Origin of the sequence: Jannaschia formosa (assembly GCF_003340555.1) — a bacterium.
Taxonomy (GTDB): domain Bacteria; phylum Pseudomonadota; class Alphaproteobacteria; order Rhodobacterales; family Rhodobacteraceae; genus Jannaschia; species Jannaschia formosa.
The window spans coordinates 266,646-292,517 of record NZ_QPLJ01000001.1 but is presented as its reverse complement, the minus strand read 5'-3'; the positions used below and the strand labels follow the sequence as shown (position 1 = coordinate 292,517).

The following is a 25,872-nucleotide window of genomic DNA, read 5'->3' as shown; positions in this document are numbered from 1 at the left end:
CCATGGACTTGAACGGTAAACGCGGCCTCGTGATGGGCGTCGCCAACGAGCGCTCCATCGCCTGGGGCATCGCGAAGGCGCTGCACGGCGCGGGGGCGGAGCTGGCCTTCACCTACCAGGGCGAGGCCTTCGGCAAGCGCGTGGCGCCCCTGGCCGAGCAGGTCGGATCCACGACGCTGCTGGACGTCGACGTGACCGACGACGCCTCGCTGGAGGCGGCCTTCGCACGGCTCGCCGACTGGGGCCGGCTGGACTTCGTGATCCACGCCATCGCGTTCTCGGACAAGGCGGAGCTGACGGGCCGCTTCGTCAACACCAGCCGCGCCAACTTCAAGCATTCGCTCGACATCTCCTGCTACTCCCTGGTCGAGGTCGCGCGCCGCGCCCGCCCCCTGATGACCGAGGGCGGCACCATCCTGACGCTGACCTTCGACGGCTCGCGCCGGGTCATGCCGTTCTACAACGTGATGGGCGTGGCCAAGGCCGCGCTGGAGGCGTCGGTGCGCTATCTCGCCGCCGATCTTGGCCCCGAGGGTATCCGCGTCAACGCCATCTCGCCGGGCCCGATGAAGACGCTGGCCGGAGCCGCCATCGGCGGCGCGCGCCGCACCTTCCGTCATGCCGAGCAGAACGCGCCGCTGCGCGCCAACGCCACGCTGGAGGCGGTGGGCGGCACTGCGCGCTGGCTCTGCTCGGATGCGGGCGCCTGCACCACCGGAGAGGTCGTGCATGTCGATGGCGGCTATCACGTCATGGGCATGCCGCAGCCCGACAATCTCTGACCGGGGCCGCGCGACGGGCCGTGTCCAGCCGGATGTTGAGGGCGGTCCCGGCGAATTCCCGCGCGGAATCAGCGCCTGCGCCCGAACTGTGGCTAAAATGGGGAGCGCTCCCTCCACTTCGCCATAAATTGGTCTCATCTCCTTGACACGGTGGACCTGTTTACCGAGTGCCGATGTGACTGCACGACAAGAATGCGGATCGATGTGAAAAATTTCCTGACAGACGAGTCGGGGGGCGTGTCCCTCGACTGGGTCGTGCTGACCTGCGTGCTGGTGGCGACCGGCCTCGCCGTCATGGGCACGCTGCGCGGCGGGATCGAGACCACTACCCTCGACGTGGCCGCGGATCTCCGAGGCCAGGTCGTGCGCTCCTCCTTCGAGGCGGAGCTTTGCCCCGGGGGCGTTCCGGCCCTGCAGGCGCATGAGGACGCCCGCGCCGCCTCCGCCGAGGAAGAACCGCTGGACGTCGCGGCCTGGATGGAGACGAACCTCGGCCCTCTCTCCGACGAGACCATCCGGACCGACGTGCTGGCGAACCTGGAGGCCGGCGGGACCGAGACCGGCACCGCCTGGACCTCCGAGCGCGTCCGCGTCGCGGCCCTGGCGTGCGAAGCCGTCCTGCGCGGTCTGGACTGACCCGCCGCCGCCATGCGAGTGTCCCGCCGATCCGATCGGAGGGGCACCGGCCATGGCCATCGACACCTGCATATTCGACGCCTACGGGACGTTGTTCGACGTGACCGCTGCGGCGCGCGAAGCCGCCGAGGAAGAGGGCTTCGAGGCCTTGGCCGAAACCTGGCCCGCCATCGCCCGCGACTGGCGCGACAAGCAGCTTCAATACACCTGGCTGCGCGCGATCACGGGGGACCATGCCGATTTCTGGCAGGTGACCGGCGACGGGCTCGACTGGGCGCTGGAGGCCAACGGCGTCGCCGACCCGCGCATCCGGGACCGGCTGATGCAGTTCTACCGTGGGCTGTCGGCCTACCCGGAGGTTCCCGCCATGCTGGGCGCGCTGCGCGATGCGGGCCGGGCCGCCGGCATCCTGTCCAACGGCTCGCCGGAGATGCTCCAGTCCGCCGTCTCCTCGGCCGGGATCGGGCGGTTGCTGGATCATGTCCTCTCGGTCGAGAGCGTGGGCGTCTTCAAGCCCTCCTCCAAGGTCTACGACCTCGTCGGCCGCGCCTTCGGCTGCGAGGCGGGCAACGTGCTCTTCGTGTCCTCGAACGGCTGGGACGCGGCGGCGGCGGCGGGCTACGGCTTCACGACGGTCTGGGTCAACCGTGCGGGCGCGCCGGTCGACCGGCTGCCGCACAAGCCGCATCACGTGCTGGACGACCTGACCGGTATTCCCGCCCTCGCGGCGTCGCTCTGATGCCCGAGTTCCGGTCTTCCGACAACCTGCGCCTCTGGTACGAGGATCAGGGCGAGGGCGATGGCCCGCCGATCCTGTGCCTGTCGGGCCTGACCCGCAACTCGACCGATTTCGACTACGTCCTGCCCTACCTGCTGGGCGAGAACCGGGTGATCCGACTCGACTATCGCGGCCGCGGCAAGTCGCAGCGCGCGCCGGACTGGAAGACCTACACGATCCCGACCGAGGCGCGGGACGTGCTGGAATTGCTGGCCCATCTCGACGTGCCGAGGGTCGCCATCCTCGGCACCTCGCGCGGCGGCCTCATTGCGATGTCGCTGGCGCTGATGGCCAGGGACCGGCTGGCGGGCGTCTGCCTCGTCGATATCGGCCCCGTCATCGCCGAGACGGGGATGGAGGCGATCCGCGGCTATGTCGGCCTGCCGCCCGCCGCCCGGACGCTCGACGAGGCCGTCGCCATGCGCGCCGAGCTAATGGCCGGGTTCGAGGGCGTCCCCGATACCCGCTGGCGCGAGGAGGTCGAGAAGCATTACCGCGAGACCGAGGACGGGCTCGCGATCAACTACGACGCCCGCCTGCGGGACGCGGTGCTGGAGGGGGGGGCGCAGCCCGCGCCGGATCTCTGGCCGCTCTTCGACGCGATGGCGGGCCTGCCGCTGGCGCTGATCCGCGGGGCGAATTCGGACCTGCTGTCACCCGAGACGGTGGCCGAGATGCGCCGCCGCCGCCCCGACATGATCTACGCCGACGTGCCGGGCCGCGGCCACGTCCCCTTCCTCGACGAACCCGAGGCGCTGGAGGCGCTGAACGAATGGACGATGCTGCTGTAATTCCCACCGTCACCCGCGCCGATATCGAGGCCGCCGCCGACCGCATCCGCGGCCATGCCCTGCGCACGCCGCTGCTCAATGCGCCGTCGCTCGACGCCGTCGCCGGGCGCCGCATCTGGGTCAAGGCGGAATGCCTGCAGAAGACCGGCAGCTTCAAGTTCCGCGGTGCCTACAACGCCGTCAGCCGCGCGCCGGGCGACGTCGTCGCCTTCTCCTCGGGCAACCACGCGCAGGGCGTGGCGCTCGCCGCGCGGATGACGGGCAAGCAGGCGGTCATCATCATGCCCTCCGATGCACCCGCCGTGAAGATCGGCAACACGCGCGGCTACGGCGCCGAGGTCGTGCTCTACGACCGCGTCACCGAGGATCGCGACGCGCTGGGCGAGGCGCTGCAGGCAGAGCGCGGCCTGACTCTCGTGCGCCCCTTCGACGAACCGCTGGTGATCGCGGGGCAGGGGACCTGCGGGCTGGAGATCGCCGAGGACCTGCCCGAGGGGGTCGAGGAGGTGCTGGTCTGCTGCGGCGGCGGCGGCCTGACCTCGGGCGTGGCGCTGGCGCTGGAAGGCCGCGCCACCGTCCGCCCGGTCGAGCCGGAGGGCTTCGACGATGTCGCCCGCTCGCTGGCCTCCGGCACGATCGCGCGCAATGATCGCCTGACCGGCTCGCTCTGCGACGCGATCCTCACGCCTGCGCCGGGGCGGATCACCTTCCCGATCCTCCACCGTCTCTGCGGCCCGGGCCTCGCGGTCACCGATGCCGAGGCCCTGCGTGCCATGGCGCTGGCGTGGCAGCACCTGCGCATCGTGCTGGAGCCGGGCGGCGCCGTCGCCCTGGCCGCTGCCCTGTTCCACGCGAAGGGCGATGTCTGCGCGGTCGCCTCCGGCGGCAATGTCGACCGGGAGGTCTTCATCCGGGCGCTTCAATCGCTCGACTGAGACGATTTACCTCAAATTTTCCCCGCCTTCCTGTGGCCCTAAATACTCCGGGGGGAGGCGAAGCCGGGGGGCAGAGCCCCCCTCCTACGTCTCCAAGGGCGCCGCCACCCGCTGCGGCGCGCCCCGCCGGAACAGCGCCCAGCTCACCGCCATCAGTGCGCAGGCCAGAAGGAACGGCGCGCCGGGGAAATGCGCCTCTCCCTCGGTCGCGAGGCCGAAGACCCGCGTCATCGCCAGCGGCGAGACGATTGCCGCGACCGCGGTGATCGAGGCCAGCACGCCCTGAAGCTCGCCCTGCTGGTCGTCGTCGGCGATGCGGCTCGTCAGGCCCTGGATCGCGGGCGCCACCACCGCGCCCAGCGCCGAGAAGGGCGTCAGCGCCAGCATCAGCCATCCGTAGGGGACGAAGGCCACGCAGGCGAGGATCAGCGCGTTGTAGGGCAGGAACCATGCCAGCACCCGCCGCTCGCCCAGCCGCGGCACGATCACCCGGATCAGCCCGCCCTGTACGACCACCATCGAGACGCCGTAGACGGCCAGCGAGCTGCCGACCATCCGCTCGTCCCAGCCGAAGGCCGATTGCGTGAAATAGGCCCAGATCGCCGGATAGACGTAGTTGGCGACCTGATAGAAGAACCAGACCAGCAGCAGCGCGCCCAGCCCCGGCAGCGCCCGGATCGCGATCAGCCCGCCCAGCGGGTTGGCGCGGCGCCAGTCGAAGGCGCGGCGGCGGCGCAGGGTCTCGGGCAGGACGATCAAGCCGAAGACGAGGTTCGCCCCCGCGAGGATCGACGCCGCCCAGAAGGGCGCGCGGGGTCCGAGTTCCGCCAGCAGCCCGCCGATGGCGGGGCCGAGCACGAAGCCCAGCCCGAAGCCGGCAGAGACCAGCCCGAAATTCTGCGCCTTCTTCTCGGGCGGCGAGATGTCGGCCATGAAGGCCAGCGCCACCGACATCGTTGCCGCCGCAATTCCCGCAACGATCCGGCCCGCGAGCAGCAGCCAGATGCTCTGCGCCAGCGCCATGACGATGTAATCGACGAAGATCACCGCCAGCGACAGCAGCAGCACGGGGCGCCGCCCGAACCGGTCCGAGACGTTGCCCAGCGTCGGCGAGAACAGGAACTGCATCAGCGCATAGGCCGAGGCGAGCACCCCGCCCCAGATCGCGGCCTCGCTCAGCCCGACGCCCCGCACCTCCTCCAGAAGGGCGGGCATGACCGGCAGGATGAGGCCAATGCCCATGGCCTCGACCATGACGGTCAGCATGATGAAGAGGATCGGCAGCCGCGTGTCCCGCGGCGCCTCTGCGGCGGGATCGGTCATCGCTCTCCGGTACCGCTTCCGACTGCGCCTGACCAGAGGGCGCCTGGGCTCAGAGTGTGTCCTCCCCGTTCCCCCGCACCCGCGCGGCGAAGGCGCGAGCCTGCTCCGGGGCCTCGCCCCAATGCCGTTCGGGCGCGTAGTCGGCGGGATCGGCACCCGCCTTCTCCAGCAGCGACCCGCCCTCGGCGCGCAGTTCCGCGACCCAGTCCTTGATGCGAGCCTGCGCCTCGGGGCGGGGCATCTCGCGGGCCAGCGCGAAGGACAGGGCCTCGGCATGGATCAGTCCCGTCGGGTCCTCCAGTGCCGCGCGGAGGCTGGCCGCGTCGGGCCGGATCTCGATCCCGCCCAGCAGCGAGACGGCCCGCGCCGCGCCCGCCAGCAGGGGCGGCAGCGACAGCCATTCCGTCAGCCAGGCCGCGGCGTCGCGGGCGTCGCGCGTGGGCTGGGCGTGGATCGCCGCGGCAAGCCCGTTCGCATGAGCCGCCAGCGCGCAGATCGCCGAGGGCGCCACCGGGTTCGCCTTCTGCGGCATCGTCGACGACACCCCGCCGCCGCCCAGCGCGACTGATCCGTCGCGCGTCAGCAGCAGCAGGTCGGCGGCGGGCTTGGCGCAGGCCTGCGCCAGCCGGTTCGCCCAGGCGGCCAGCGCCAGCACGCCCGACCGCTCTGCATGCGGCGGGCCGCCGGGGTCCCGCAGCCCGAGCGCCTTCGCCACGGCGGCGCGCACCGCGGGTCCCTCCGGCCCCATCGCCGACAGCGTGCCGGAGGCGCCGTGCAGCGTCACGATCAGGCAGGCGTCGCGGATGGCGTCCAGCTCCTCCCGCACGGCAAGCAGGCCCGAGCCCCAGACCGCCACCGTCGCGCCGAAGCTGGTCGGCGTGGCGATCTGGCCCCAGGTGCGTGCGGCCATCGGCGTCTCGGCATGGGCCTCGGCCAGGTCGGCGAGACCGCTTAGAACCGCGTCGAGCCGCGTTTCGATCAGCGCCAGCACCTGCCGCAGCCTTAGCGCCAGCCCGGTGTCGAGCGCGTCGTGGCTGGTCAGCCCCCAATGCAGGTATTGCGCATGCTCGGGCGCCTGCGCGGCCTTGCGCGTCTCGGCGACGAGGCCGGGGATCATGATGCCGTTCTGCGCCGTCCGCTCGGCCAGCGCGGAGGGGTCGACCTGAAGCTCCATCGTGGCGCGGTGCAGGAAGGCGGCGGCGGTCTCGGGGATGACGCCCAGATCGCCCTGGGCCTTCGCCACGGCGCCCCAGAAGATCATGATCGCGCGGAGAACCGCCGTGTCCGAGAAGAGCTGCGCCACCTCGCGGTCGGCGAAGAGGTCGCGAGTGATCGCGCTGTCGAAGGCCGAGATCGTCATGCGCGGCCGAGCCGGGTCAGGAAGCCGGTCAGCAGGCGGGCGTATTCCCCGGGCGCCTCGACGCAGGGCAGATGGCCCGCGCGCCGGATCAGCGCGAACTCCGATCCGGGGATCAGGTCTGCCGTCTCGCGCACGAGGTCGGGCGGCGTCGCCCCGTCCTCGGACCCGGCGATGGCCAGCGTCGGCAGGCGCAATCCGCTGGTGGGCGTGTAGAAATCGGTGCCCTTGATCGCCGCCGAGCAGCCGGCATAGCCCTTCGGCGGCGTCTCGCAGAAGCGCTGGCGCCAGAGCGCGAGGTCCGGCCCGTCGAGGAAGTCGCGTCCGAACCAGCGCTCCATCACGCCGTCGGCCAATGGCTCCATGCCCTGCGAAAGGACGGTCTCGATCCGCATGTCCCACAATTCCGGCGTGCCGATCTTGGCGGCGGTGTTCGAGATCACCATCGCGGCCACGAGGTCGGGGCGCTTCACTGCCACACCTTGCGCGATCATGCCCCCGACCGACAGGCCGCAGAACACGGCGTCGCGAACACCCGCCGCCTCCATCACCGCCTCGGCATCCGAGACGAGCATCCCCATGTGGTAGGGTGGCTCGGGCACGTCGGACCGGCCGTGGCCGCGCTTGTCCCAGCGCACGATCCGCAGCCCCGGCGGCAGATGCGGCAGCACCGCGTCCCAAAGGCGCAGGTCAGTCGCCAGCGAGTTGGCGAAGACGAGGGCGGGACCGTCTTGGGGCCCCGTCGCCTCCATATTGAGGCGCGTTCCGTCGCGCGCGATGACATCGGTCAAAATGGCAACCCCACGTAGTTTTCGGCCATGACCGTCTGCGCGGCTTCCGACCCTTCCAGATAGTCGATCTCCGCTTCCTTCATCCGGGCGCCGAAGGTGCCGTCCTCGGGGAAGCGGTGCATCAGCGTCGTGAACCACCACGAGAAGCGCGTGGCCTTCCAGACCCGGGCCAGCGCCCGGTCGGAATAGCCGTCGATGCCCGCGTCGTCGCCCCCGTAATGCGCGATCAGCGCCTCGGACAGGTAGCGCGCGTCCGAGACGGCGAGGTTCAGCCCCTTGGCGCCGGTGGGCGGGACGATATGCGCCGCGTCGCCGACGAGGAACAGGCGGTTCCAGCGCATCGGCTCGGCCACGAAGGACCGCAGCGGCGCGATCGACTTCTCGATCGACGGCCCCGTCTCCAGCGCCTCGGCCACGTCGGACGGCAGGCGGCGGCGCAACTCGTCCCAGAAGGCTTCGTCGGTCCACTTGTCGAGCGGGTCGTCCACCGGCGCCTGGATGTAGTAGCGGCTGAGCCGCTCGTTGCGCATCGAGGCCAGCGCGAAGCCGCGCGCATGATTGGCGTAGATCAGCTCGTCGTCGGCGGGCTTCGTGCGGCTCAGCACGCCCAGCCAGCCGAAGGGATAGACCCGCTCCACGGTGCGCAGCACGTCCTTCGGGATGGTCTTGCGGCTGATCCCGTGGAACCCGTCGCAGCCGGCGATCCAGTCGCAATCGACGCGATGCTCGGCCCCGTCCTTGCGGTAGGTGACGTGGGGCGTCCCGCCCGCGTCGTGGATCGCGACATGCTCGGCCTCGTGCACGACCGCGCCGCCTGCCGCGTCCCGCGCGGCGTAGAGGTCCGACGTCACCTCGGTCTGGCCGTAGACCATCACGCGCTTGCCGGTCAGCGCCTCGAACCCGACGCGGAAGCCGCGGTTGCGCGCGGCGACATAGGTGCCGCCATGGGGAAAGCCCTCGCGGTCCATGCGGTCGCCCAGCCCGTGCTCGCGCAGCGTCTCGACGGTGCCCTGCTCCAGCACGCCGGCGCGGATGCGGCTCAGCACGTAGTCGCGGGTCTGGCGTTCCAGCACGATGGTCTCGATCCCCGCCCGGTGCAGGATGTGGGACAGGAGCAGGCCGGATGGCCCCCCGCCGATGATGCAGACTTGAACGCGCATGGATCCTCCTGCGATACAGATGACGCGCGGGGGAAGGCGCGGCAAGGGCGCGTCGCATCCGGCTCCTGTCTTGTCGCCCCGGGCTGACCGCGCCGGGCCGCTTGCGTCAGAAAGGCCCCTGATCGGACCGGAGACCGCGCAATGAAGACCCATGTCAAAGCCCTCGTCGTCGGCGGGGGCGCCGTCGGAACGGGCATCGCCTATCACCTCGCCAAGGCGGGCTGGGCGGACGTCATGCTGCTGGAGCGGGACGAGCTGACCTCCGGCTCGACCTGGCACGCCGCGGGGCTGCTGCCGCTGTTCAACATGGGCTACGCCACCAGCCACATCCACGCCTACTCGGTCGAGTTCTACAAGACGCTGGAGGCGGAGACGGGCCTCAACCCCGGCTTCTCGGTGGTGGGCAATTTGCGCATGGCGCAGACCGACGACCGGATGGACGAGTACGCGCTCTATGCCGCGACGGCCGAGACGGTGGGCATTCCCCATGAATGGCTGACGCCCGCCCAGATAAGGGAGCGGTATCCGCTGGTCCGGACCGAGGACCTGAAGGGCGCGATCCTCCACCCGACCGACGGCTACATCAATCCCGCCGACGTCACGATGGCCATGGCCAAGGGCGCCCGCCAGCGCGGCGTCACCATCGAGCGTAAGTGGCAGGTCGACGGCTACGAATGGGCGGCCGATCACTGGAAGGTGACGGTCACGAAGATGGCGGAGCGGGGCGGCAACCTCGTGCCCACCGAAGAGACCGCCGTGATCCATGCCGAGCACGTCGTGACCGCGACCGGCAACCACGCGCCCCGCACCGCCCGCCTGCTGGGGATCAAGACCCCGGCCATCGTGGTCGAGCACCAGTATATCGTGACCGAGCCGGACCCCGCGCTGGTCGAATGGCGCGCGGCGGGCAACCCGCAGCACCCCGTGCTGCGGGACGCCGACGCCAAATGGTACGTTCGCGAGGAGCGCGGCGGCTGGATCCTGGGACCTTACGAGCAGAATGCCCCCGCCCGCTTCCCGTATGGCGTGCCCGACAGCTTCCGCGCGGACCTCTTCCCCCTCGACCTGGAGCGGATCGAGGCGGAATACATGTCCTTCATCCACCGCATCCCCTCGTCGGAGAACGCCGGCCTCAAGGACGACTTCAACGGCCCGATCTGCTACACGCCCGACGGCAACCCGCTGGTCGGCCCCGCGCCCGGCCTGCGCAACATGTGGCTGGCCGAGGGGTTCAGCTTCGGGATCACCGCTGCGGGCGGCACCGGCCATTATCTCGCGCAGATGATGGTCGAGGGCGAGGCCGAGATCGACATGGCGTCACTCGACCCCAAGCGCTTCGGGTCCTGGGTGACGACCGAATACGCCTGCCGCAAGAACGAGGAGGCCTATGACCACGTCTTCATCCTCCACCACCCCGACGAGGAGCGGCCCGCCGCCCGGCCGCTGAAGACTGCGCCCTGCTACGACCGGATGAAGGCGGCGGGCGCGCAGTTCGGCTGCGTCAACGGGTGGGAGCGGCCGAACTACTTCGTGCCGGGGGCGGAGGCGGATTTCGACCTGACCTCGCGCAGCTTCCGGCGGGGGAAGTGGTGGCAGCACGCGGCCGACGAGGCGCGCGCCGTGCGCGAGACCGCGGGCCTGATCGACGCGACCGCCTTCGCCAAGCACCGCATCTCGGGGCCGGGGGCGGCGGGTTTCCTCGACTGGTTCACGACCAACAGGCTGCCCAAGGTGGGACGCATCAACCTGACCTACGCCCTGACCGAAGTCGGGACCACGCGGACCGAATACACCATCGTCCGGTTGGCCGAGGACGATTTCTACCTCATCTCCGCCGGCGCGTGGGAGGCCTATGACGAGGACTACCTCTACAAGGCCATCGCCGACACCGAGGCCCGCTTCGGCCGCATCGACCGCCAGAACGTGACCGGCCGCACGGGCGTCTTCGCGCTGGCTGGCCCGAACAGCCGCGCCATCCTGTCGGAGCTGATCCGCGACGCGGAGCCCGCGACGGCGCTGTCCAACAGGCGCTTCCCCTGGCTGTCGCAGCGCGACATCGAGCTGCTGATGTGCCCGGTCAACGCCATCCGCGTCGCCTATACCGGCGAGCTTGGGTGGGAGCTGCACCACCCGATGGAGATGCAAAACTACCTTTTCGACCGGCTGATGGAGGCGGGCGAGGCCCACGGGCTTAGGCTGGTCGGCGCGCGGGCGCAGAACTGGCTCCGGCAGGAAAAGTCCTATCGCGCCTTCGGGACTGAGCTCGGCCGCGACGCGACCCCGCTGGAGGCGGGGCTCGACCGCTTCGTCGACCTGTCGAAGGATTTCCTCGGCAAGGCGGCGATGCAGGAGATCGGCATCCGCTCCCGCTGCGTGACGCTGCTGGTGGACGGCCCCGGGGACGCCGATCCCTGGGGGCGCGAGGCGCTCTATGCGCCGGACGGCAGCCGGGTCGGGCGCCTGACCTCGGGCGGCTATTCGGTCGTCTTCGGCAAGTCGATCGGGATGGGCTATGTCCGGCCCGACCTGGCCGAGCCGGGGACGCGGCTGAAGGTCCGGATGCAGCGCGCGCTGTGGGATGCCGAGATCGTGGAGGACAGCCCGCACGACCCCCGGCAGGAACGGCTGCGCGTCGACGGATAGGACTGGCCCCGGGCCCGGCCGGGGAGGGGGGCTCTGCCCCCCGCCTTCGGCTCCCCCCGGCATATTTTTGGAGCATCGAAGGAGGGAAGGGGCGCGTTAACCTTGATTTTCGGTAAACGGGCGGCCCCGGTCGCGGCGGGCGCTAGATTGCGTCCGCATGCGGATCGGCGTTCTTCTTCTCCTGGCGGGTCTCGGTCTCTGGTTCCTCTGGCCACGGGACGGACCGCCGGGCGTGTCGGTCCTGGGCGACGGCGCGCCGGTCGTGGCGGCGGCGCTGGACCTGCCTCCGGACGCCTCGGCCGATGCGGTGCTGCTGCGGCGCGAGGCCAGCCTGCGGCACCTGGCCGATCTGGCGCGGCTCTGCCGGGGACGCTGCGGACCGGGGGTGACGGTGCTGCGGGTGCTGGGGCCCGGCGGGGGCGAGCGGCTGGTCTTCGAGATGTCCGGACTGGACGGGATCGAGGCGCTGGACCGGGGCGCGCCGCTGCCGGAGGCGCTCGCCGCCTGCATCGCGCGGGTCATCGCGGCGGAGGCGGCCGTGGGCTGGCGCGACCCGGGCGAGCGCTGCGCCGGGCCGCGCCGCGCCCTCCTGGTGCTGCCTTACGGGCTGTAGGGCGCGGGCAGGCGGGGCAGGGGGGCGAGAGGGATCACCCCGAAGCGCAGCATGCCGCCGGACAGCGTCAGCGGGATCTCGGCGCGGCCGTCCTGCTCCAGCCCCTCGATCCCCGCCGAGAGCAGGCGCGCCTGACCCTCCGCCAGGCCCAGCCCGGTCAGGAGCGGCAGCAGCGCGCGCCAGCCCTCCAGCTCCAGCAGCAGCTCGCCCTCGGGCAGGCCGCTGGGACCGACCGCAAGCGCGCCGGTCAGGTTCACCCGCGTCTCTCCCCAGGCCAGTTCCGCGCGACGCAGGGTCAGGGCGGTGACGTTCGGCTGGTCCGAGAGCGGTCGGTCCAGCGTCACGGTGCCGTCGATCTCCGCCGCGTCGAAGACGGCGGGCAGCGGTGCGTCGATCCCCTCGACCGCAAGGTCCGACAGCGACAGCGCTGCGTCATGGGACAGGTCGGCCTCCGCCTCGCGCATTGCGACCACGCCGCGCGAGATGCGCGCCGCGATCCCCGCGCCCTGCGCCGCCAGGGCGGTCGCCTCGACCTCGACCCGGACCGGCTGCGGCGGGCCGGAGCCGTCGAAGGCCGCGAAGGCGCGCAGGTCCCCGGCCTCGACCGCGACCGGTCCAGCCGGGGTCAGCAGCGACAGCGGCGTGCCCGGCACGACGATGACCTCGTTCGGGCGATAGCTCAGCGCCATCACCTCCAGCCGCGGCACCTCGACGCCCCAGCCCCCGGGGCCGCGCGCGACAAGGCCCCTGAGCCCGGTGTCGAAGCGGTTGGGGAAGCCCGCGACCGACAGGTCGTCCCAGGCGATCTCCCAGCCTTCGGCCCGCGCCTCGGCGACGCCCGCCTCGATCCCGCGCATCACCGACATCCGCCCGGCGATCCAGTAGCCGGACCAGCCCAGCGCCGCGACCAGCACCAGAATCGTGAGGATGCGTATCATCGGATCGCCCTTTCGCCCTGCCTCCGGCCCGTCTATCTGCGACGGCGCCGGGGGAAAAGGAGAGCGACATGGACGCACCGGACGAGCTCTGGGTCTTCGGCTACGGGTCGCTCATCTTCGATCCGGGCATCGAGGTGGCGGAAACACGGCTGGCGACGCTCGCGGGCTTCCGGCGCCGGTTCTGCATGTGGTCCATCCATCACCGCGGATCGGAGGCCGAGCCGGGCCTCGTCCTGGCGCTGGAGCCGTTCGAGGGAGAGGCCTGCACCGGCCTCGCCATCAGGGCCGAGGAGCCCGAAAGGGCGCTGGCCTCCCTGCGCGCCCGCGAGCTGATCTCGAGCGCCTATCGGGAGGAGGACGTCACGCTTTTGTGCAAGGACGGCAGTGAGATAGCCGCCATCGCCTATGTCGTCGACACCGCGCACCGGCAATATACCGGCGCCCTTCCGCTGGAGCGGCAGGCCAAGATCATCGCCCATGCCGCGGGCGGGCGCGGGCCCAACCACGAGTATCTGACGAAGACCGCCGAGAAGCTCCACGCGCTCGGAATCGGCGACCCGGACATCGACTGGTTGGTATCTCGCGTGCAACAGATGCGGGCGGACGGATAAGCGGAAAGACGCCTTCGCTTGTCGCTGAAAAGGGGCATCTCTAGCGTCGCCCGTGTTTTCTAAAGGACCCCGACCAACGGGGCGGCAGGGCAGAGCGATGGCACGCGCACAATTCGTCCAGGAGACGCAGTTCTCCCAGCCGGTCCGGCAGATCGTCTACATGCTGGCGGTGCTGAGCGCGGTCGGCGCGGGGACGTGGCTCGCCTATCCGCAGATCGCCCCGATCTTCACCTCGAACCCGTGGCTGAACGGCACGATCATCGCGGTCTTCGTCCTCGGCGTGATCGCCTGCTTCGCGCAGGTGTTCCAGCTGTTCTCGTCGGTCAGCTGGATCGAGGGCTTCGCCGAGCAACGCCCGGGTCACGACATCACCCGGCCGCCCGGCCTTCTGGCGCCGCTCGCCGCGATGCTCCGGGCGCGGTCCGCGCGCAGCCAGATCTCGTCCTCGTCCTCGCGCTCCATCCTCGATTCGGTCGGCGCGCGGATGGAAGAGGCGAGGGACATCACCCGCTACCTCGTCAACACGCTGATCTTCCTCGGCCTGCTGGGGACGTTCTGGGGCCTCGCCATCACGGTTCCTTCGGTCGTCGACACGATCCGCAACCTGAACCCCGCGGGCGACGAGGGCAGCGTCGCCGTCTTCGCCCGGCTGATCGACGGTCTGGAGGAGCAGCTTCAGGGCATGGGCACGGCCTTCGCCTCGTCGCTGCTGGGCCTTGCCGGATCGCTGGTCGTGGGCCTTCTGGAGCTGTTCGCGGGCCACGGCCAGAACCGCTTCTACCGCGAGCTGGAGGACTGGCTGTCGTCGATCACCCGCGTCGGTCTCGTTGGCGACAACGACGAGGAGACGATCGACCAGTACTCGCTGGCCGCAGTTCTCGACCACATGAACTACCAGATGGAAAGCCTTCAGGACATGTTCCAGAAGGCCGAGGCCGGGCGCCTCGCCGCAGACAGCAAGATGTCCACCCTCTCCGAGGCGATCACCACCATGGCCCACCGCATCGAGAGCGGGGCGGGCGGGAACATCGACGTGGCGTTGCAGCGGCTGGCGGACGGCCAGGACCGCGTGGTCGAGGCGCTGACCTCGGCCAACTCCATCGGAGGCGAGGCGATGGACGCCGAAAGCCGCGCGCGGCTGCGGTCGATCGACGTGCAGCTTCTGAAGGTCTTCGAGGAGATGCAGCAGGGCCGGCAGGCCGCGACCGACGACCTGCGCGGCGACCTCGGCGCGCTGACCCGCGCGATCCGCCAGATGAACCGTCTGGTCGGCCAGCAGGGCGGCCATTACGGCACCGACGGGGACGCCTAGCATGGCCCTCGCCCGCCGTTCGGGACAGCGCTTCACCGCCAATGTCTGGCCGGGCTTCGTCGACGCGATGACGGCGCTGCTGCTGGTGCTGATGTTCGTGCTGTCGATCTTCATGATCGTCCAGTTCATCCTGACCGAACGGATCACTTCGCAGGACAACGAGCTGATCGCGCTGGGCGAGGAGCTCGACGGGCTGGCCCGTGCGCTGGGGCTGGAGCAGCAGCGTGCCATCGGGCTGGAGACCAACCTCGACGAGACGCGGGCCGAGCGCGACCGCCAGGCCACCCTGATCGCCACGCTGAGCGCCGAGCGCGACGCGCTCGAAGGCCAGGTGGCGAGCTTCGAGGACCGCGTCGCGGGGCTGCTGTCGGAGCAGGCACGCCTGACCGGCGCGCTGGAGGAGGCGGAAGGGGAGCGCCGCGCGCTCGCCGGCCAGCTGGAGACGACGCAGGGCGAGCTGACCCGCATCATCGACGAGCGCGAGGCGCTGCAACTCGCGCTCGCCTCCGCGCGCGACGAGATCGACGCCACCGCCGAGCAGGCCCGCCTCGCCGCCGCCCGCGCCGAAGCCGTCGAGGCGCTGGTCGCCGAGCTGGAGGCCGAGGCCCAGACCCGCGAGGCGTCGCTGGCGCAGACCCTCGCCGCGCTGGACGATTCGCAGGCGGATGTCGCCGCGCTGAGCGGGACGCTCGAGGATGTGCGCGGCGCGCTCTCCGAAGAGGAATCCGCCCGCCTGGCCGAAGCCGCCGCCGCCGAGGCGCTGCGCGCCCGCCTGTCGGAGACCGAGGCCGCCCTGTCGGAGGAGGAGCGGGCCCGCCTCGCCGAGGCCGCCGCCGCCGAAGCCCTGCGCGCGCGGCTGGAGAATGCCGACGCCGAGCTGACCGCCATGACACTGGCGCTGGAGCAGCAGCGGCGCGAGGCGGAGGAGACGCTGACGCTCCTCGCCGCCACGCAGGAAGCCGAGGAGGACCTGAACGCCCGCCTCGCCGCCACGCTGACCGAGCTGCAGGGCGCGCAGGGACGTGCGGACGATCTGGACGAGCAGCTGGCCGCCACGCTCGCCGCCCTCTCCGAGAGCCAGGCCGAGGTCGAGGCGACCCGCGACCGCCTCGCCGCGCGCGTGCAGGAGCTGGAGGCGACGCTCGCCGCCCGCGACGGCGCCGTGGCCGATGCCGAGGCCGTGCAGGCCGAGCTCCAGACCAGGCTCGACGCCGCGCTGGCCAGCCTCCAGACCGCCGAGGGGCGGGTCGAGGATCTTGACGCGCAGCTCTCGACCGCGCTGGCCGCCCTGGACGAAGCGCGGGGCGAGGCGCAGTCGACCACCAGCCAGCTGCGCGCCCGCATCGCCGAACTGGAAGCGACGCTCGCCGCCCGCGGCGCCGAGGTCGCGGACGCGGAGGCCGTCCGCGCCGAGCTGCAGTCGCGGCTGAGCGCCGCGCTCGGCGATCTCGACGGCTCGCGCGACCGCGCGGCAGAGCTGGACGAGCGGCTCGCCGACACGCTCGCCGCGCTGGAGCAGGCCCGCGAGGAGGCCCAGACGACCCGGGCCCGGCTCGAAAGCCGCATCCAGCAGCTCGAGGCCGCGCTCGCCGCGCGCGAGACGGATATCGCCGACGCCGAATCGGTCCGGGCCGAACTGCAGTCGCGCCTGAACGCCGCGCTCGCCGCGCGCGAGGAGGCCACTCTCACCTCCGAGGAGGTGCAGGAGCAGCTTTCTGCCGCGCTCGCCCGCCAGCTCACCGCCGAGAGCCGCGCCGCCGAGGCGCTCACCCAGGCGCAGCAGCGCGAGGCGCTGCTGTCGCAGGCGCAGACCGAGCTGGCCGAGGTCGACGAGGAGCGCGCCGAGGCCCTGCGCGAGGCCGCGCTGCTGAACCAGCAGGTCATCCAGCTTCGCAGCCAGCTCTCCAGCCTTCAGGCCGTGCTCGACGCCTCCTCCGATGCCGACAGCGAGCAGGAGGTCCGGATCGAGACCCTGACCCAGGACCTGAACGCGGCCCTTGCCCGTGTCGCCACCGAACAGCGCGCTCGCGCCGAGCTGGAAGCCGCCGAGCGCGCCCGGCTCGAGGCCGAGGCGCGGGAGCTGGAGGCCTTCCGATCCGAGTTCTTCGGCCAGCTCCGCCGCGTGCTGGGCGACCGCGAGGGCGTCGAGATCGAGGGCGACCGCTTCGTCTTCTCCTCCGAGGTCCTGTTCCCGCGCGGCGAGGTGGAGCTTCAGCCCGAGGGCCGCGCGCAGATCGCCGAGGTGGCCGAGGTCATCCTCGACATCGCCGACCAGATCCCCGAGGAGCTGGACTGGATCCTGCGCGTCGACGGCCATACCGACGATATTCCGCTGGCGGGTTCCGGCAAATATTCCAACAACTGGGAGCTGAGCCAGGGCCGCGCCCTGTCGGTCGTCCAGTACCTCATCGAGGAGCACGGCATCCCGCCCGAGCGGCTGGCCGCGACCGGCTTCGGCGAGTTCCGCCCCGTCGATCCGAGCCCGACCCCGGAGGCCCGCGCCCGCAACCGGCGGATCGAGCTGAAGCTGACGGAACGCTGAGTGCCGCCGCCGGCCCATCGGCGGAGGTCGCGCAGCATTCGGCTTCCCTGACTGGCCAGACCCGCCTGCCGGGGCCGGCGTCGTCGGGTTTCCTGCCTGAAGAACCCGCAGTTCAAGCTTGGGTGCGGCGGAGGGCTTCCCCTAACGGCAGTAGGACCCGCTGCGATACCGGGCCGTGTCGAAGTGGAAGTGGTCCGCGTGGAAGCGGTCCGAATCCGGCCCGAGCACCGTGCCGAACGGCCCGCAGGCCCGGCGCCAGAGCTCCCGCAACAGCGCCCCGTCCGAGGAGTTCCAGCCGGTCAGCACCGTCACCTCGGAGCCGTTGGCCAGAAGGATTCCGCTGATGTCGATCGCGCGGCCTTTGCCATGCTCGCTGACCCGCCCGCCGGCCTGGTTGTTGCGCCCCCGGCAGGCATAGCCCGCCGCGACCCGCAGGCCCACCGCGCCGCCGCCGCGCTCGCGCATCACCGGCAGCAGGCCGCCCCGCACCCAGTCGTCGAGCGCCGCGGCCGTCGCGCAGTCCATCCGCGCCGCAAGGCTCAGCTGCACCCCCGAGACGGAGCGGACCTGCACCGCCTGCGGAATGCCGCACTGGCCGGGTCCCGACACCGGCGGGATCGCCTCGCCCCGGATCGAGGGGCGCCCGCAGATGCCGCCGCCCGATGCGCCCTGGCGGGGGCGGGAGGCAGCGGCGGGAATTAGCGTCGCGTCGCGCAGGCTGGGCCGGGCCGATCGCTCGACCAGCCCGGCGGTGTCGATCACCGGCCGGGGCACGCGCAGCGCGCGCATCATCGCGCGCCGTTGCCGCACGTCCTCGGTCAGTCGCCCGACGGGCCGCGGCGAGGCGGCCACGGCCGCCTGCGCGGGCACCGAGATCGCGCCGACCCGGCTCAGCACCTCGATCGCGGGTTCCGGGCGCGGCACCGGTCGGGGATTCGCCTCGGCGGCCCCCGCCATCAGCGCCAGCCCCAGCAGCCACCTCACGACGAGACCCCCCGCCGCGCCGGGGGCCGGTCCGTCGCCGCCGCGCCGCGCCCGAAATCGGGCGCGTCGGTGTCCTGACCGGCCTCGATGATCCCGCGTCGAATCGCCCGCGTATGGGTGAAGTACTCATGCAGCATCGCCCCGTCGCCGGTCCGGATCGCGCGCTGCAGCGCGAACAGCTCCTCGGTGAAGCGGCCCAGGATCTCCAGCGTCGCGTCGGTATTGGTCAGGAAGACGTCGCGCCACATGGTCGGGTCCGAGGCGGCGATCCGGGTGAAGTCGCGGAAGCCCGCGGCGGAATACTTGATGACCTCGCTGTCGGTCACGCGCCGCAGGTCGTCGGCCACGCCGACCATCGTGTAGGCGATCAGGTGCGGCACATGCGAGGTGACGGCCAGGACGAGGTCGTGGCGGTCCACCTCCATCGTCTCGACAAAGGCGCCCATCCCCTGCCAGAGCCGCGTCAGCCGGTCGATCGCCTCCGCCGACGCCCCCTCGGCCGGGGTCAGCAGGGTCCAGCGGTTGCGGAACAGTTCGGCGAAGCCCGCTTCCGGGCCGGAATGTTCCGTGCCCGCCAGCGGGTGGCCCGGCACGAAGTCGACATGGGCGGGCAGGTGCGGCGCGACCGCGTCGATCACCGCCTGCTTGACCGAGCCGACATCGGTGATCGTTGCGCCCTGCGCCAGCGCGGGGCCGATCTCGGCCGCGATCTCGCCCATCGCGCCGACCGGCACGCAGAGCACGACGAGGTCCGCGTCCCGCACCGCCTCGGCCGCCGTCTCGCAGACCCGGTCGCAGAGCCCGCGCCGGAGCGCGGTCTCCCGCGTCTGCGCGGTGCGGGCATGGCCGACGATCTCCGTCGCGAGCCCCGCGCGCTTCATCGCCAGCCCCATGGAGCCCGCGATCAGACCAAGCCCGATCAGGGCCACACGGTCGTAGATCGGTCCCGCCCCGCTCATGCCGCGCGCCAATCCGCCAGCGCCGCCAGCAGCCGGTCGTTGCCCGCCGCGTCGGGCACGCTGATCCGCAGGCAGTCGGGGAAGCCGTAATTGGCGGGATGGCGCACGATGATGCCCCGGGACTTCAGATAGGTGTCGCAGGCCACGGCTTCCTCGGGACCCGCGAAGCGGGCCAGCACGAAGTTCGCCTCCGACGGGTCGGAGGGCAGGCCGAGCTGCGCCAGCGACCCGCGCAGACGGTCGCGCTGCTCGGCGTTGTCGGCGACGCAGAAGGCGGCGAAGGCGCGGTCGCGCACCGCCGCCTCGGCCGCGGCCAGCGCCACGTTCGACAGGTTGAACGGCCCCCGGATGCGGTTCAGCACCTCGACCACGGCGCGCGGGCCGTAGCCCCAGCCGACCCGCATCCCGCCCAGCCCGTAGAGCTTCGAGAAGGTCCGCGTGGCGAAGACGTTCCCCCGCTCCCCGCCCAGCCCCAGCCCGCCGTCGAAATCCCCCGCGAACTCGGCATAGGCTCCGTCGAGAACCAGCAGGCACCCGTCCGGCAGCCCGTCGGCCAGCCGCGTCACCTCCGCCGCCGAAAGCAGCGTGCCGGTCGGGTTGGCCGGATTGGCGATGAAGACCAGCCGCGTGGCCCCGGTCACCCCCGCCAGCAGCGCGTCGACGTCCACGCGCCGCTCCCGCTCGGGGACGCGCACGGGGGTCGCGCCGGCGGCGCGGGCGCTGATCGGGTACATCAGGAAGCCGTGCTCGGTATGCAGGACCTCGTCGCCCGGGCCCGCATAGGCCTGGCAGAGCCAGTGGATGATCTCGTCCGATCCGACCCCGCAGATCACCCGCTCGGGGTCGAGCCCGTGGACCTCGGCGATGGCGGCGCGCAGCTCCGCATGGTCGGTCGGGGGATAGAGATGCATCGCCTCCGCCGCCTGCCGCGCGGCCGCGCGGGCCGAGGCGGGGGCGCCGTGGGGGTTCTCGTTGGACGACAGCTTGAGCACATCGTCATGCCCCGCCACCTTCGAGGCGCCGCCCTGGTAGAGCGCGATGTCCATGATCCCCGGCTGGGGCTGCGGCGCGGCCTGCATGTCTGTCTCCGGTCTCTGACGGCGCCTCAATAGCGGCAGGTGTGGCCGAGGCCAATGGCGCGCGATGCCCCGGCCGCCGCCCCGGCGGAAAGGCCAGGGTCCAGGTCCCGGAGAACCCGCGCGGACAGCCGCCCGGTCCCTCCTTCCTGTGGCCGGAAATACTCCGGGGGGTCCGGGGGGCTGGCCCCCCGGCCCGCCCTCAGAGGAAGCTCTGCGGGTCGATGTCGATGCTCAGCCGCGACGACCGTGGCACCTCCACCGACGCCACCCAGCGCGCCAGCGCCGCCTGGATGGGCGACTGGCGCGGCGCCTTGACCAGCAGCCGGACGCGGTGGCGGCCGCGGATGCGCGCGATCGGGGCGGGGGCGGGGCCGTAGACCTCGGCGCCCGCGCTCTCCATCACCTCGGCCCGGCGCGCCAGCGCCTCGCCCAGGCCGAAGGCGGTCCGCTGGTCGGGGTCGGAAATCACGATCCCCGCCATCCGCCCGTAGGGCGGCACGCCCGCGGCGCGGCGCTGCGCCGCCTCCTCGGCCCAGAAGCCTTCCTCGTCGCCCGACAGGATCGCGCGGATCACCGGATGCTCCGGCTGGTAGGTCTGCAGCAGCGCGACCCCCGGCCGGTCCGCCCGCCCCGCGCGGCCCGAGACCTGCCGCATCAGCTGGAACGTCCGTTCCGCCGCCCTCAGGTCCGAGCCCTGAAGCCCCAGATCCGCGTCGATCACGCCGACCAGCGTCAGCTTCGGGAAGTTGTGGCCCTTCGCCACCAGCTGCGTGCCCACGACGATGTCGGCCCCGCCGGCGGCGATCTCCTCCACCCGGGCCTTCAGCGCGCGGGCGGAGCCGAAGAGGTCCGAGGACAGGATCGCCATGCGCGCCTCGGGGAAGAGCGCGGCGACCTCCTCGCCCATCCGCTCCACCCCCGGCCCGGCGGCGGCCATCTTGCCCTCGACCCCGCAGGAGGGGCAGGCCTCGGGGATCGGCGCCGTCTCGCCGCACTGGTGGCACATCAGCCGCTTCTGGAACCGGTGCTCGACCATGCGCGCGTCGCATTGGTGACAGCCGACCTGTTGCCCGCAGGCCCGGCACAGCGTCACCGGCGCATAGCCCCGGCGGTTGAGGAAGATCAGCGACTGTTCGCCGTCGATCAGCCGCTGCTCCATCGCGGCCTTCAGCGTGGGCGAGATCCAGCGCCCGCCGGGAACCTCCTCGCCGCGCATGTCGATGGCCCGCAGCGCAGGCATCCGCGCTTCGCCGAAGCGCGAGACGAGGTCGAGCCGCGCGTATTTCCCCGATTCCGCATTGGCCCAGCTTTCGAGCGACGGCGTGGCTGAGGCCAGCACCACCTGCGCCCCCTCGCAGGAGGCGCGCAGCACCGCCATGTCGCGCGCGGAATAGAGCACCCCGTCCTCCTGCTTGTAGGAAGTGTCGTGCTCCTCGTCGACGACGATGAGGCCGAGGTCGCGGAAGGGCAGGTAGAGCGACGACCGCGCGCCGACGACCAGCCGCGCCTGCCCCTCGGCAGCCTTGCGCCAGGTCCGCCGCCGCTCGGCCTGGGTGACGCCGGAATGCCACTCGGCCGGGCGCGCGCCGAAGCGCGCCTCGACCCGGGTCAGGAACTCGGCCGTCAGCGCGATCTCGGGCAGCAGCACCAGCGCCTGCCGCCCCCGGGCGAGGCATTCGGCGACGGCCTCCAGATAGACCTCGGTCTTGCCCGATCCCGTCACGCCCTTCAGCAGCGTCGTACCGTATCCGCCCTTGTGGACCGCGTCGCGCAAGATCCCGGCCGCCTCCGCCTGGTCGGGGGCCAATGCCTTGCCCGGCCGCGACGGGTCGAGCGGCGGGAAGTCGGCATCGCGCGCCTGCGCCTGTTCCAGCACAGCGCCCGAGGCGACCAGCCCCTTGACCACCCCCGCCGAGACGCCCGCCGCCTCGGCCAGCTCGGTCGCGCCGAACACGTCCGTCGGGCGGTCGCGCAGCACGGCCAGCACCTTGTCGCGCGCCTCGGTCCGCCGGTCGGCCTCTCCGGTCCCCAGCGCATAGACCTTGCGCTTGCCCGGCGGCTCGCCCAGCCCCGGCGCGCGCATGGCCAGCCGCAGCATCGCGACCATGGGAGTCAGCGTGTAGGCGCCCGCCCGCTCCAGGAAGTCGCGAAAGGCCGGGGCCATCGGCGGCACGTCCAGCACGGCCTGGATCGGCCGCAGCTTCTCGATCGGCCAGCCGCCCTCGGCCGGGCCCCAGACCACGCCCAGCACGGTGCGGGGGCCCAGCGGCACGCGCACGAAATCCCCCTCCGCCACGCCGCCCTCGGGCGCGCGGTAATCCAGCGCGCGGTCCAGCGGCTGCGTGGTCAGGACGGCGACGGGAGCGCCTGCGGGATAATGGGCCATCCGTCCCATATCGGCGTTCCGTCGGCGGCAGGAAAGGCCTCCGGTCGACCGGAGGCCAGCCGCGGGTCGGCCCGCGGCGTCCCCGGCCTCAGGCGCTGCGCCGGGTGAACGCCGTCAGGACGCCCATCCCCATCAGCGCCGCGCCCCCCGCGCGTCCCATCGCCCGCAGGACCGAGGGCCGCCGCAGCCCGTCGCGCAACCGCGACGCCAGCAGCGCGTAGATCAGCACGTTGACCACCGCCAGCGTCACGAAGGTCACGATCAGAACCGCGAACTGCGGCCCGAGCGGCGCGCCCGCATCCACGAACTGCGGCACGAAGGCGATGAAGAACACGATGCTCTTGGGGTTGAGCGCCGTGACGACAGCGGCGTGCCAGAACACCGCGCGCCCGCCGACCTGCGCCGGGTCCACGTCGCCCAGGGCCAGCCCCCCGGCGGAGCGCCAGAGCTTCCACCCCATCCAGATCAGATACCCCGCGCCGACCCATTTCAGCACCGTGAACAGCGTGGCCGAGGCCAGCACCAGCGCCCCCAGCCCGGCGAGCGAGGCGGTCATCGCCACCGCATCGCCCAGTGCCACCCCGGCGGCCGAGGCGACCGCGACCCGGCGGCCCTGGCTCAGCGCATAGCTCATCACCAGCAGGATCGTCGGACCCGGGATGGCGAGCAGGGCGGCCGAGGCGGCGACGAAGGCGAGCCAGAGGGGAAGGTCCATATCGGTTTGTCCTGCGGGTCCGTTAGCGCTAGACAGCGAGCAGATCGCATCAGCCCCGAGGACGCCATGAAATTCTTCGTAGACACCGCCGATATCGACGCCATCCGCGAGTTGAACGACCTCGGCATGGTCGATGGCGTGACCACGAATCCTTCGCTCATCCTGAAGTCGGGTCGCGACATCCTCGAGGCCACGAAGGAGATCTGCGATCTCGTCGACGGGCCGGTCAGCGCCGAGGTCGTCGCCATCGACTTCGACCAGATGCTCAAGGAAGGCGAGCACCTCGCCAGCATCGCCGACAATGTCTGCGTCAAGGTCCCGATGACCTGGGCCGGGCTGCGCGTGTGCAAGCTTCTGTCGGACGCGGGCACGGCGGTGAACGTGACGCTGTGCTTTTCCGCCAACCAGGCGCTGCTCGCGGCGAAGGCCGGGGCGAGCTATGTCTCGCCCTTCATCGGGCGGCTCGACGACATCAATGTCGACGGCATGGACCTGATCCGCGACATCCGCGAGATCTACGACAACTACGACATCCAGACCGAGATCCTGGCCGCCTCGATCCGCTCGGCCAACCACATGAAGGAAGCCGCGCTGATCGGCGCCGACGTGGCCACCGCCCCGCCGAAGGTCATCCAGGACATGATCAAGCACCCGCTGACGCAGGCGGGGCTGGACCAGTTCGTCAAGGACGCCCAGCAGGCCGGCATCAGGATCGTCTGAGGCCGGCGGGCGGATCGCTTCGCCACACCCGCCCGACAATCTCCGCCCGCGCCCCGGTTTTCGCCTTCCGGGGGCGGGCGGTCATGCTACCCCGCTTTCAATCGGCAAAAGACCGGAAGGGGCAGCGATGACACAGACCACCGCACGCGCGGAGGTGCAGGATTGGCGTGACCGGATCCTGACCGACCCGGAGATGATCCTCGACGACCGCGACCTGATGCGGGCCCTGATCGCCGCCAACGAACGCGCGATGGGCAAGAACATCGTCGATCTGCGCGGCATCGCGATGGAGCGGCTGGAGGCGCGGCTCGACCGGCTGGAGGACACCCACCGCTCGGTCATCGCCGCCGCCTACGAGAACCTGGCCGGCACCAACCAGATCAACCGCTGCGTGCTGCTGCTGCTGGAATGCGACACCTTCGCCGAGATCCTCGACCTGCTCGATGGCCAGCTGCGCGACATCCTGCGGGTCGCCTGCATCCGCCTCGTGCTCGAGGCGGACGACGAAGCCGACCCGGCGCCGCACGCGGCCGTCTCGGTCGCGCCGCGCGGCTTCGTGAAGGGCTACGTCGCCCATGGCCGCGACGTGCCGCTGCGCACCGTGACGCTGCGCCAGTGCCACGACGCCGCGCCCGAGGTCTTCGGCGAGGCCGCCGACTGGATCCGCTCCGAGGCGCTGCTCCGGCTCGACCTCGGCACCGGGGGCCTCGGCGCGATGCTCGCCTTCGGCTCCGAGGACCCGCACCAGTTCCGCGCCAACCAGGGCACCGAGCTCACCGCCTTCCTCTGCGGCGTGTTCGAGCGGCTGGCCCGCCGCCACCTGGCGTGACCGTCGAGATCAGCCCCGGCGCCCGCGACGCGCTGCAGGCCTGGCTCGACCACCTGCGCGCGCTCGACGGGGCGGCCCCGGCCACCTGCACCGCCTACGGGCATGACGTGACCGCCTTCCTCGCCTTCCAGGCCGGCCATCGCGGCGGCCCGATGGGCCTGGCCGAGATCGGACGGATCGGCACGCCCGAGATGCGGTCGTGGATGGCCGCCGAGCGGATGCGCGGCACCGGCGCCCGCTCGGTCGCGCGCCGCCTCTCGGCGGTGAAAAGCTTCATCCGCTGGCTCTGCGAGCGCGAGGGCTTCGATCCGACGGCCATCCTCTCCGCCCGCCCGCCGCGGTTCCGCAAGCCGCTGCCGCGCCCGCTGGCCGCGCCTGCCGCCAAGGACCTGATCGAGACCGTCGCGCTGCAGCATCAGACCCCCTGGGTCGCCGCGCGCGACGTCGCCGTCGTCACGGTTCTCTACGGCTGCGGGCTGCGCATTTCCGAGGGGCTGGGGCTGACGGGGCGCGAGGCGCCCCTGCCCGAGATGCTGCGCATCCGCGGCAAGGGCGGGAAGGAGCGGCTGGTCCCCGTGCTGCCCGCCGCCCGGAAGGCGGTGGACCGCTACGTCGCGCTCTGTCCCTTCGACCTGTCGCCCGAGGCGCCGCTCTTCCGCGGCGTGCGCGGCGGCGCGCTCAACCCCGGCATCGTGGCAGAGACGGTGGCGCGGGCGCGAATGCAGCTGGGCCTGCCCTCGACGGCCACGCCCCACGCCCTGCGGCACAGCTTCGCCACCCATCTGCTGGAAGCCGGCGGCGACCTCCGCGCCATCCAGGAGCTTCTGGGCCATGCCTCGCTGTCCACGACCCAGGCCTACACGGCGGTCGACGCGGTCCACCTTATGGAGGCCTATGCCAAGGCGCACCCGCACGGGCGCTGAAGCCGCCGGCTCCTCCTCTCGCCGCACCCGCCCCGGTGGGGGGAAGCGGCGTCTCGGGACCGGTC

At 71.8% G+C, this 25,872-nt stretch carries 23 protein-coding genes; 13 read left to right on the top strand and 10 right to left on the bottom strand.

Features of this window, described 5'->3' with window-relative positions:
* Positions 1–2 precede the first annotated feature (2 nt).
* The 5 genes from DR046_RS01480 (at position 3) to DR046_RS01460 (ending at position 3,922) form a co-directional block, all read left to right on the top strand.
* Complete coding sequence (locus tag DR046_RS01480; protein WP_115379223.1) at positions 3–782, top strand: enoyl-ACP reductase FabI; 780 nt, start codon at positions 3–5, stop codon at positions 780–782.
* 192 nt (positions 783–974) lie between these two features.
* Positions 975–1,418, top strand: a complete 444-nt coding sequence (locus DR046_RS01475) for a hypothetical protein (protein ID WP_115379221.1) — start codon at positions 975–977, stop codon at positions 1,416–1,418.
* 52 nt (positions 1,419–1,470) lie between these two features.
* The gene (locus DR046_RS01470; RefSeq protein WP_115379219.1) at positions 1,471–2,157 is read left to right on the top strand and encodes a haloacid dehalogenase type II; all 687 of its coding nucleotides are present in this window, start codon (positions 1,471–1,473) and stop codon (positions 2,155–2,157) included.
* On the top strand, positions 2,157–2,987 hold the full coding sequence (locus tag DR046_RS01465; protein WP_115379217.1) for an alpha/beta fold hydrolase: 831 nt from the start codon (positions 2,157–2,159) through the stop codon (positions 2,985–2,987). The genes DR046_RS01470 and DR046_RS01465 overlap by 1 nt, the downstream gene beginning before the upstream one ends.
* Entirely contained in the window at positions 2,969–3,922 is a 954-nt protein-coding gene (locus DR046_RS01460; protein WP_115379215.1) for a threonine ammonia-lyase, read from the top strand. Before DR046_RS01465 ends, DR046_RS01460 begins: the two co-directional genes overlap by 19 nt.
* 84 nt (positions 3,923–4,006) lie before the next feature.
* On the opposite strand, the gene DR046_RS01455 is transcribed toward DR046_RS01460, so the two are convergent.
* From DR046_RS01455 to pobA, 4 genes are read right to left on the bottom strand one after another with little or no spacing between them, the layout of a single operon-like run.
* Entirely contained in the window at positions 4,007–5,245 is a 1,239-nt protein-coding gene (locus tag DR046_RS01455) for a TCR/Tet family MFS transporter (RefSeq protein ID WP_115379213.1), read from the bottom strand.
* Positions 5,246–5,294: 49 nt separating this feature from the next.
* Complete coding sequence (locus tag DR046_RS01450) at positions 5,295–6,605, bottom strand: lyase family protein (RefSeq protein WP_115379211.1); 1,311 nt, start codon at positions 6,603–6,605, stop codon at positions 5,295–5,297.
* Positions 6,602–7,354, bottom strand: coding sequence for a 3-oxoadipate enol-lactonase (gene pcaD / locus DR046_RS01445; RefSeq protein WP_115379720.1), 753 nt, complete (start codon positions 7,352–7,354; stop codon positions 6,602–6,604). Before pcaD ends, DR046_RS01450 begins: the two co-directional genes overlap by 4 nt.
* Before the next feature lie 35 nt (positions 7,355–7,389).
* The gene (gene pobA / locus DR046_RS01440; RefSeq protein WP_115379209.1) at positions 7,390–8,553 is read right to left on the bottom strand and encodes a 4-hydroxybenzoate 3-monooxygenase; all 1,164 of its coding nucleotides are present in this window, start codon (positions 8,551–8,553) and stop codon (positions 7,390–7,392) included.
* Positions 8,554–8,694: 141 nt separating this feature from the next.
* Here pobA and DR046_RS01435 point away from each other — a divergent pair, with 141 nt between their 5' ends.
* Positions 8,695–11,196, top strand: a complete 2,502-nt coding sequence (locus DR046_RS01435; protein WP_115379207.1) for a GcvT family protein — start codon at positions 8,695–8,697, stop codon at positions 11,194–11,196.
* 157 nt (positions 11,197–11,353) lie between these two features.
* Positions 11,354–11,809, top strand: coding sequence for a hypothetical protein (locus tag DR046_RS01430; RefSeq protein ID WP_115379205.1), 456 nt, complete (start codon positions 11,354–11,356; stop codon positions 11,807–11,809).
* On the opposite strand, the gene DR046_RS01425 is transcribed toward DR046_RS01430, so the two are convergent.
* Positions 11,797–12,747, bottom strand: coding sequence for a DUF2125 domain-containing protein (locus DR046_RS01425; RefSeq protein WP_115379203.1), 951 nt, complete (start codon positions 12,745–12,747; stop codon positions 11,797–11,799). The genes DR046_RS01430 and DR046_RS01425 overlap by 13 nt on opposite strands.
* Positions 12,748–12,815: 68 nt before the next feature.
* Between DR046_RS01425 and DR046_RS01420 the strand changes: the two genes are divergently transcribed.
* The 3 genes from DR046_RS01420 (at position 12,816) to DR046_RS01410 (ending at position 17,212) form a co-directional block, all read left to right on the top strand.
* Positions 12,816–13,358 (top strand): gamma-glutamylcyclotransferase, encoded by a 543-nt coding sequence (locus DR046_RS01420; protein WP_115379201.1) that lies wholly within the window; start codon positions 12,816–12,818, stop codon positions 13,356–13,358.
* A gap of 97 nt (positions 13,359–13,455) precedes the next feature.
* Positions 13,456–14,670, top strand: coding sequence for a biopolymer transporter ExbB (locus tag DR046_RS01415; protein ID WP_115379199.1), 1,215 nt, complete (start codon positions 13,456–13,458; stop codon positions 14,668–14,670).
* Position 14,671: 1 nt separating this feature from the next.
* Complete coding sequence (locus tag DR046_RS01410) at positions 14,672–17,212, top strand: peptidoglycan -binding protein (RefSeq protein WP_115379197.1); 2,541 nt, start codon at positions 14,672–14,674, stop codon at positions 17,210–17,212.
* A 141-nt stretch (positions 17,213–17,353) separates the two neighbouring features.
* On the opposite strand, the gene DR046_RS01405 is transcribed toward DR046_RS01410, so the two are convergent.
* From DR046_RS01405 to DR046_RS01385, 5 genes are all read right to left on the bottom strand, one after another.
* A complete protein-coding gene (locus DR046_RS01405; protein WP_245190752.1) occupies positions 17,354–18,196 on the bottom strand; it encodes an extensin-like domain-containing protein in 843 nt (280 codons plus the stop codon).
* Positions 18,193–19,155, bottom strand: a complete 963-nt coding sequence (locus tag DR046_RS01400) for a prephenate/arogenate dehydrogenase family protein (protein WP_115379716.1) — start codon at positions 19,153–19,155, stop codon at positions 18,193–18,195. Before DR046_RS01400 ends, DR046_RS01405 begins: the two co-directional genes overlap by 4 nt.
* On the bottom strand, positions 19,152–20,234 hold the full coding sequence (hisC, locus tag DR046_RS01395; protein ID WP_115379195.1) for a histidinol-phosphate transaminase: 1,083 nt from the start codon (positions 20,232–20,234) through the stop codon (positions 19,152–19,154). Before hisC ends, DR046_RS01400 begins: the two co-directional genes overlap by 4 nt.
* Before the next feature lie 199 nt (positions 20,235–20,433).
* Positions 20,434–22,629 (bottom strand): primosomal protein N', encoded by a 2,196-nt coding sequence (locus DR046_RS01390; RefSeq protein WP_370815459.1) that lies wholly within the window; start codon positions 22,627–22,629, stop codon positions 20,434–20,436.
* A 79-nt stretch (positions 22,630–22,708) separates the two neighbouring features.
* Positions 22,709–23,335: a LysE family translocator gene (locus DR046_RS01385; RefSeq protein WP_115379193.1), complete on the bottom strand. Its 627-nt coding sequence runs from the start codon at positions 23,333–23,335 to the stop codon at positions 22,709–22,711.
* A gap of 66 nt (positions 23,336–23,401) precedes the next feature.
* On the opposite strand from DR046_RS01385, the gene fsa reads away from it, so the two are divergent.
* From fsa to DR046_RS01375, 3 genes are all read left to right on the top strand, one after another.
* On the top strand, positions 23,402–24,055 hold the full coding sequence (gene fsa, locus DR046_RS01380; RefSeq protein WP_115379191.1) for a fructose-6-phosphate aldolase: 654 nt from the start codon (positions 23,402–23,404) through the stop codon (positions 24,053–24,055).
* 127 nt (positions 24,056–24,182) lie between these two features.
* Positions 24,183–24,884, top strand: coding sequence for a DUF484 family protein (locus DR046_RS24075; protein ID WP_245190751.1), 702 nt, complete (start codon positions 24,183–24,185; stop codon positions 24,882–24,884).
* Positions 24,881–25,807 (top strand): tyrosine recombinase XerC, encoded by a 927-nt coding sequence (locus DR046_RS01375; protein ID WP_245190750.1) that lies wholly within the window; start codon positions 24,881–24,883, stop codon positions 25,805–25,807. The genes DR046_RS24075 and DR046_RS01375 overlap by 4 nt, the downstream gene beginning before the upstream one ends.
* Positions 25,808–25,872: the final 65 nt, after the last annotated feature.

Bases quoted from the DNA above. Each gene is read 5' to 3' on its own strand.
- DR046_RS01475 (WP_115379221.1), top strand. From the start codon at position 975: ATGCGGATCGATGTGAAAAATTTCCTGACAGACGAGTCGGGGGGCGTG.
- DR046_RS01460 (WP_115379215.1), top strand. From the start codon at position 2,969: ATGGACGATGCTGCTGTAATTCCCACCGTCACCCGCGCCGATATCGAG.
- DR046_RS01410 (WP_115379197.1), top strand. From the start codon at position 14,672: ATGGCCCTCGCCCGCCGTTCGGGACAGCGCTTCACCGCCAATGTCTGG.
- DR046_RS01435 (WP_115379207.1), top strand. From the start codon at position 8,695: ATGAAGACCCATGTCAAAGCCCTCGTCGTCGGCGGGGGCGCCGTCGGA.
- pcaD (WP_115379720.1), bottom strand. From the start codon at position 7,354: ATGGAGGCGACGGGGCCCCAAGACGGTCCCGCCCTCGTCTTCGCCAAC.
- DR046_RS01425 (WP_115379203.1), bottom strand. From the start codon at position 12,747: ATGATACGCATCCTCACGATTCTGGTGCTGGTCGCGGCGCTGGGCTGG.
- DR046_RS01450 (WP_115379211.1), bottom strand. From the start codon at position 6,605: ATGACGATCTCGGCCTTCGACAGCGCGATCACTCGCGACCTCTTCGCC.
- fsa (WP_115379191.1), top strand. From the start codon at position 23,402: ATGAAATTCTTCGTAGACACCGCCGATATCGACGCCATCCGCGAGTTG.
- pobA (WP_115379209.1), bottom strand. From the start codon at position 8,553: ATGCGCGTTCAAGTCTGCATCATCGGCGGGGGGCCATCCGGCCTGCTC.
- DR046_RS01385 (WP_115379193.1), bottom strand. From the start codon at position 23,335: ATGGACCTTCCCCTCTGGCTCGCCTTCGTCGCCGCCTCGGCCGCCCTG.
- DR046_RS24075 (WP_245190751.1), top strand. From the start codon at position 24,183: ATGACACAGACCACCGCACGCGCGGAGGTGCAGGATTGGCGTGACCGG.
- DR046_RS01470 (WP_115379219.1), top strand. From the start codon at position 1,471: ATGGCCATCGACACCTGCATATTCGACGCCTACGGGACGTTGTTCGAC.
- DR046_RS01415 (WP_115379199.1), top strand. From the start codon at position 13,456: ATGGCACGCGCACAATTCGTCCAGGAGACGCAGTTCTCCCAGCCGGTC.
- DR046_RS01390 (WP_370815459.1), bottom strand. From the start codon at position 22,629: ATGGGACGGATGGCCCATTATCCCGCAGGCGCTCCCGTCGCCGTCCTG.
- DR046_RS01400 (WP_115379716.1), bottom strand. From the start codon at position 19,155: ATGAGCGGGGCGGGACCGATCTACGACCGTGTGGCCCTGATCGGGCTT.
- DR046_RS01420 (WP_115379201.1), top strand. From the start codon at position 12,816: ATGGACGCACCGGACGAGCTCTGGGTCTTCGGCTACGGGTCGCTCATC.
- DR046_RS01480 (WP_115379223.1), top strand. From the start codon at position 3: ATGGACTTGAACGGTAAACGCGGCCTCGTGATGGGCGTCGCCAACGAG.
- DR046_RS01455 (WP_115379213.1), bottom strand. From the start codon at position 5,245: ATGACCGATCCCGCCGCAGAGGCGCCGCGGGACACGCGGCTGCCGATC.
- DR046_RS01430 (WP_115379205.1), top strand. From the start codon at position 11,354: ATGCGGATCGGCGTTCTTCTTCTCCTGGCGGGTCTCGGTCTCTGGTTC.
- hisC (WP_115379195.1), bottom strand. From the start codon at position 20,234: ATGCAGGCCGCGCCGCAGCCCCAGCCGGGGATCATGGACATCGCGCTC.
- DR046_RS01465 (WP_115379217.1), top strand. From the start codon at position 2,157: ATGCCCGAGTTCCGGTCTTCCGACAACCTGCGCCTCTGGTACGAGGAT.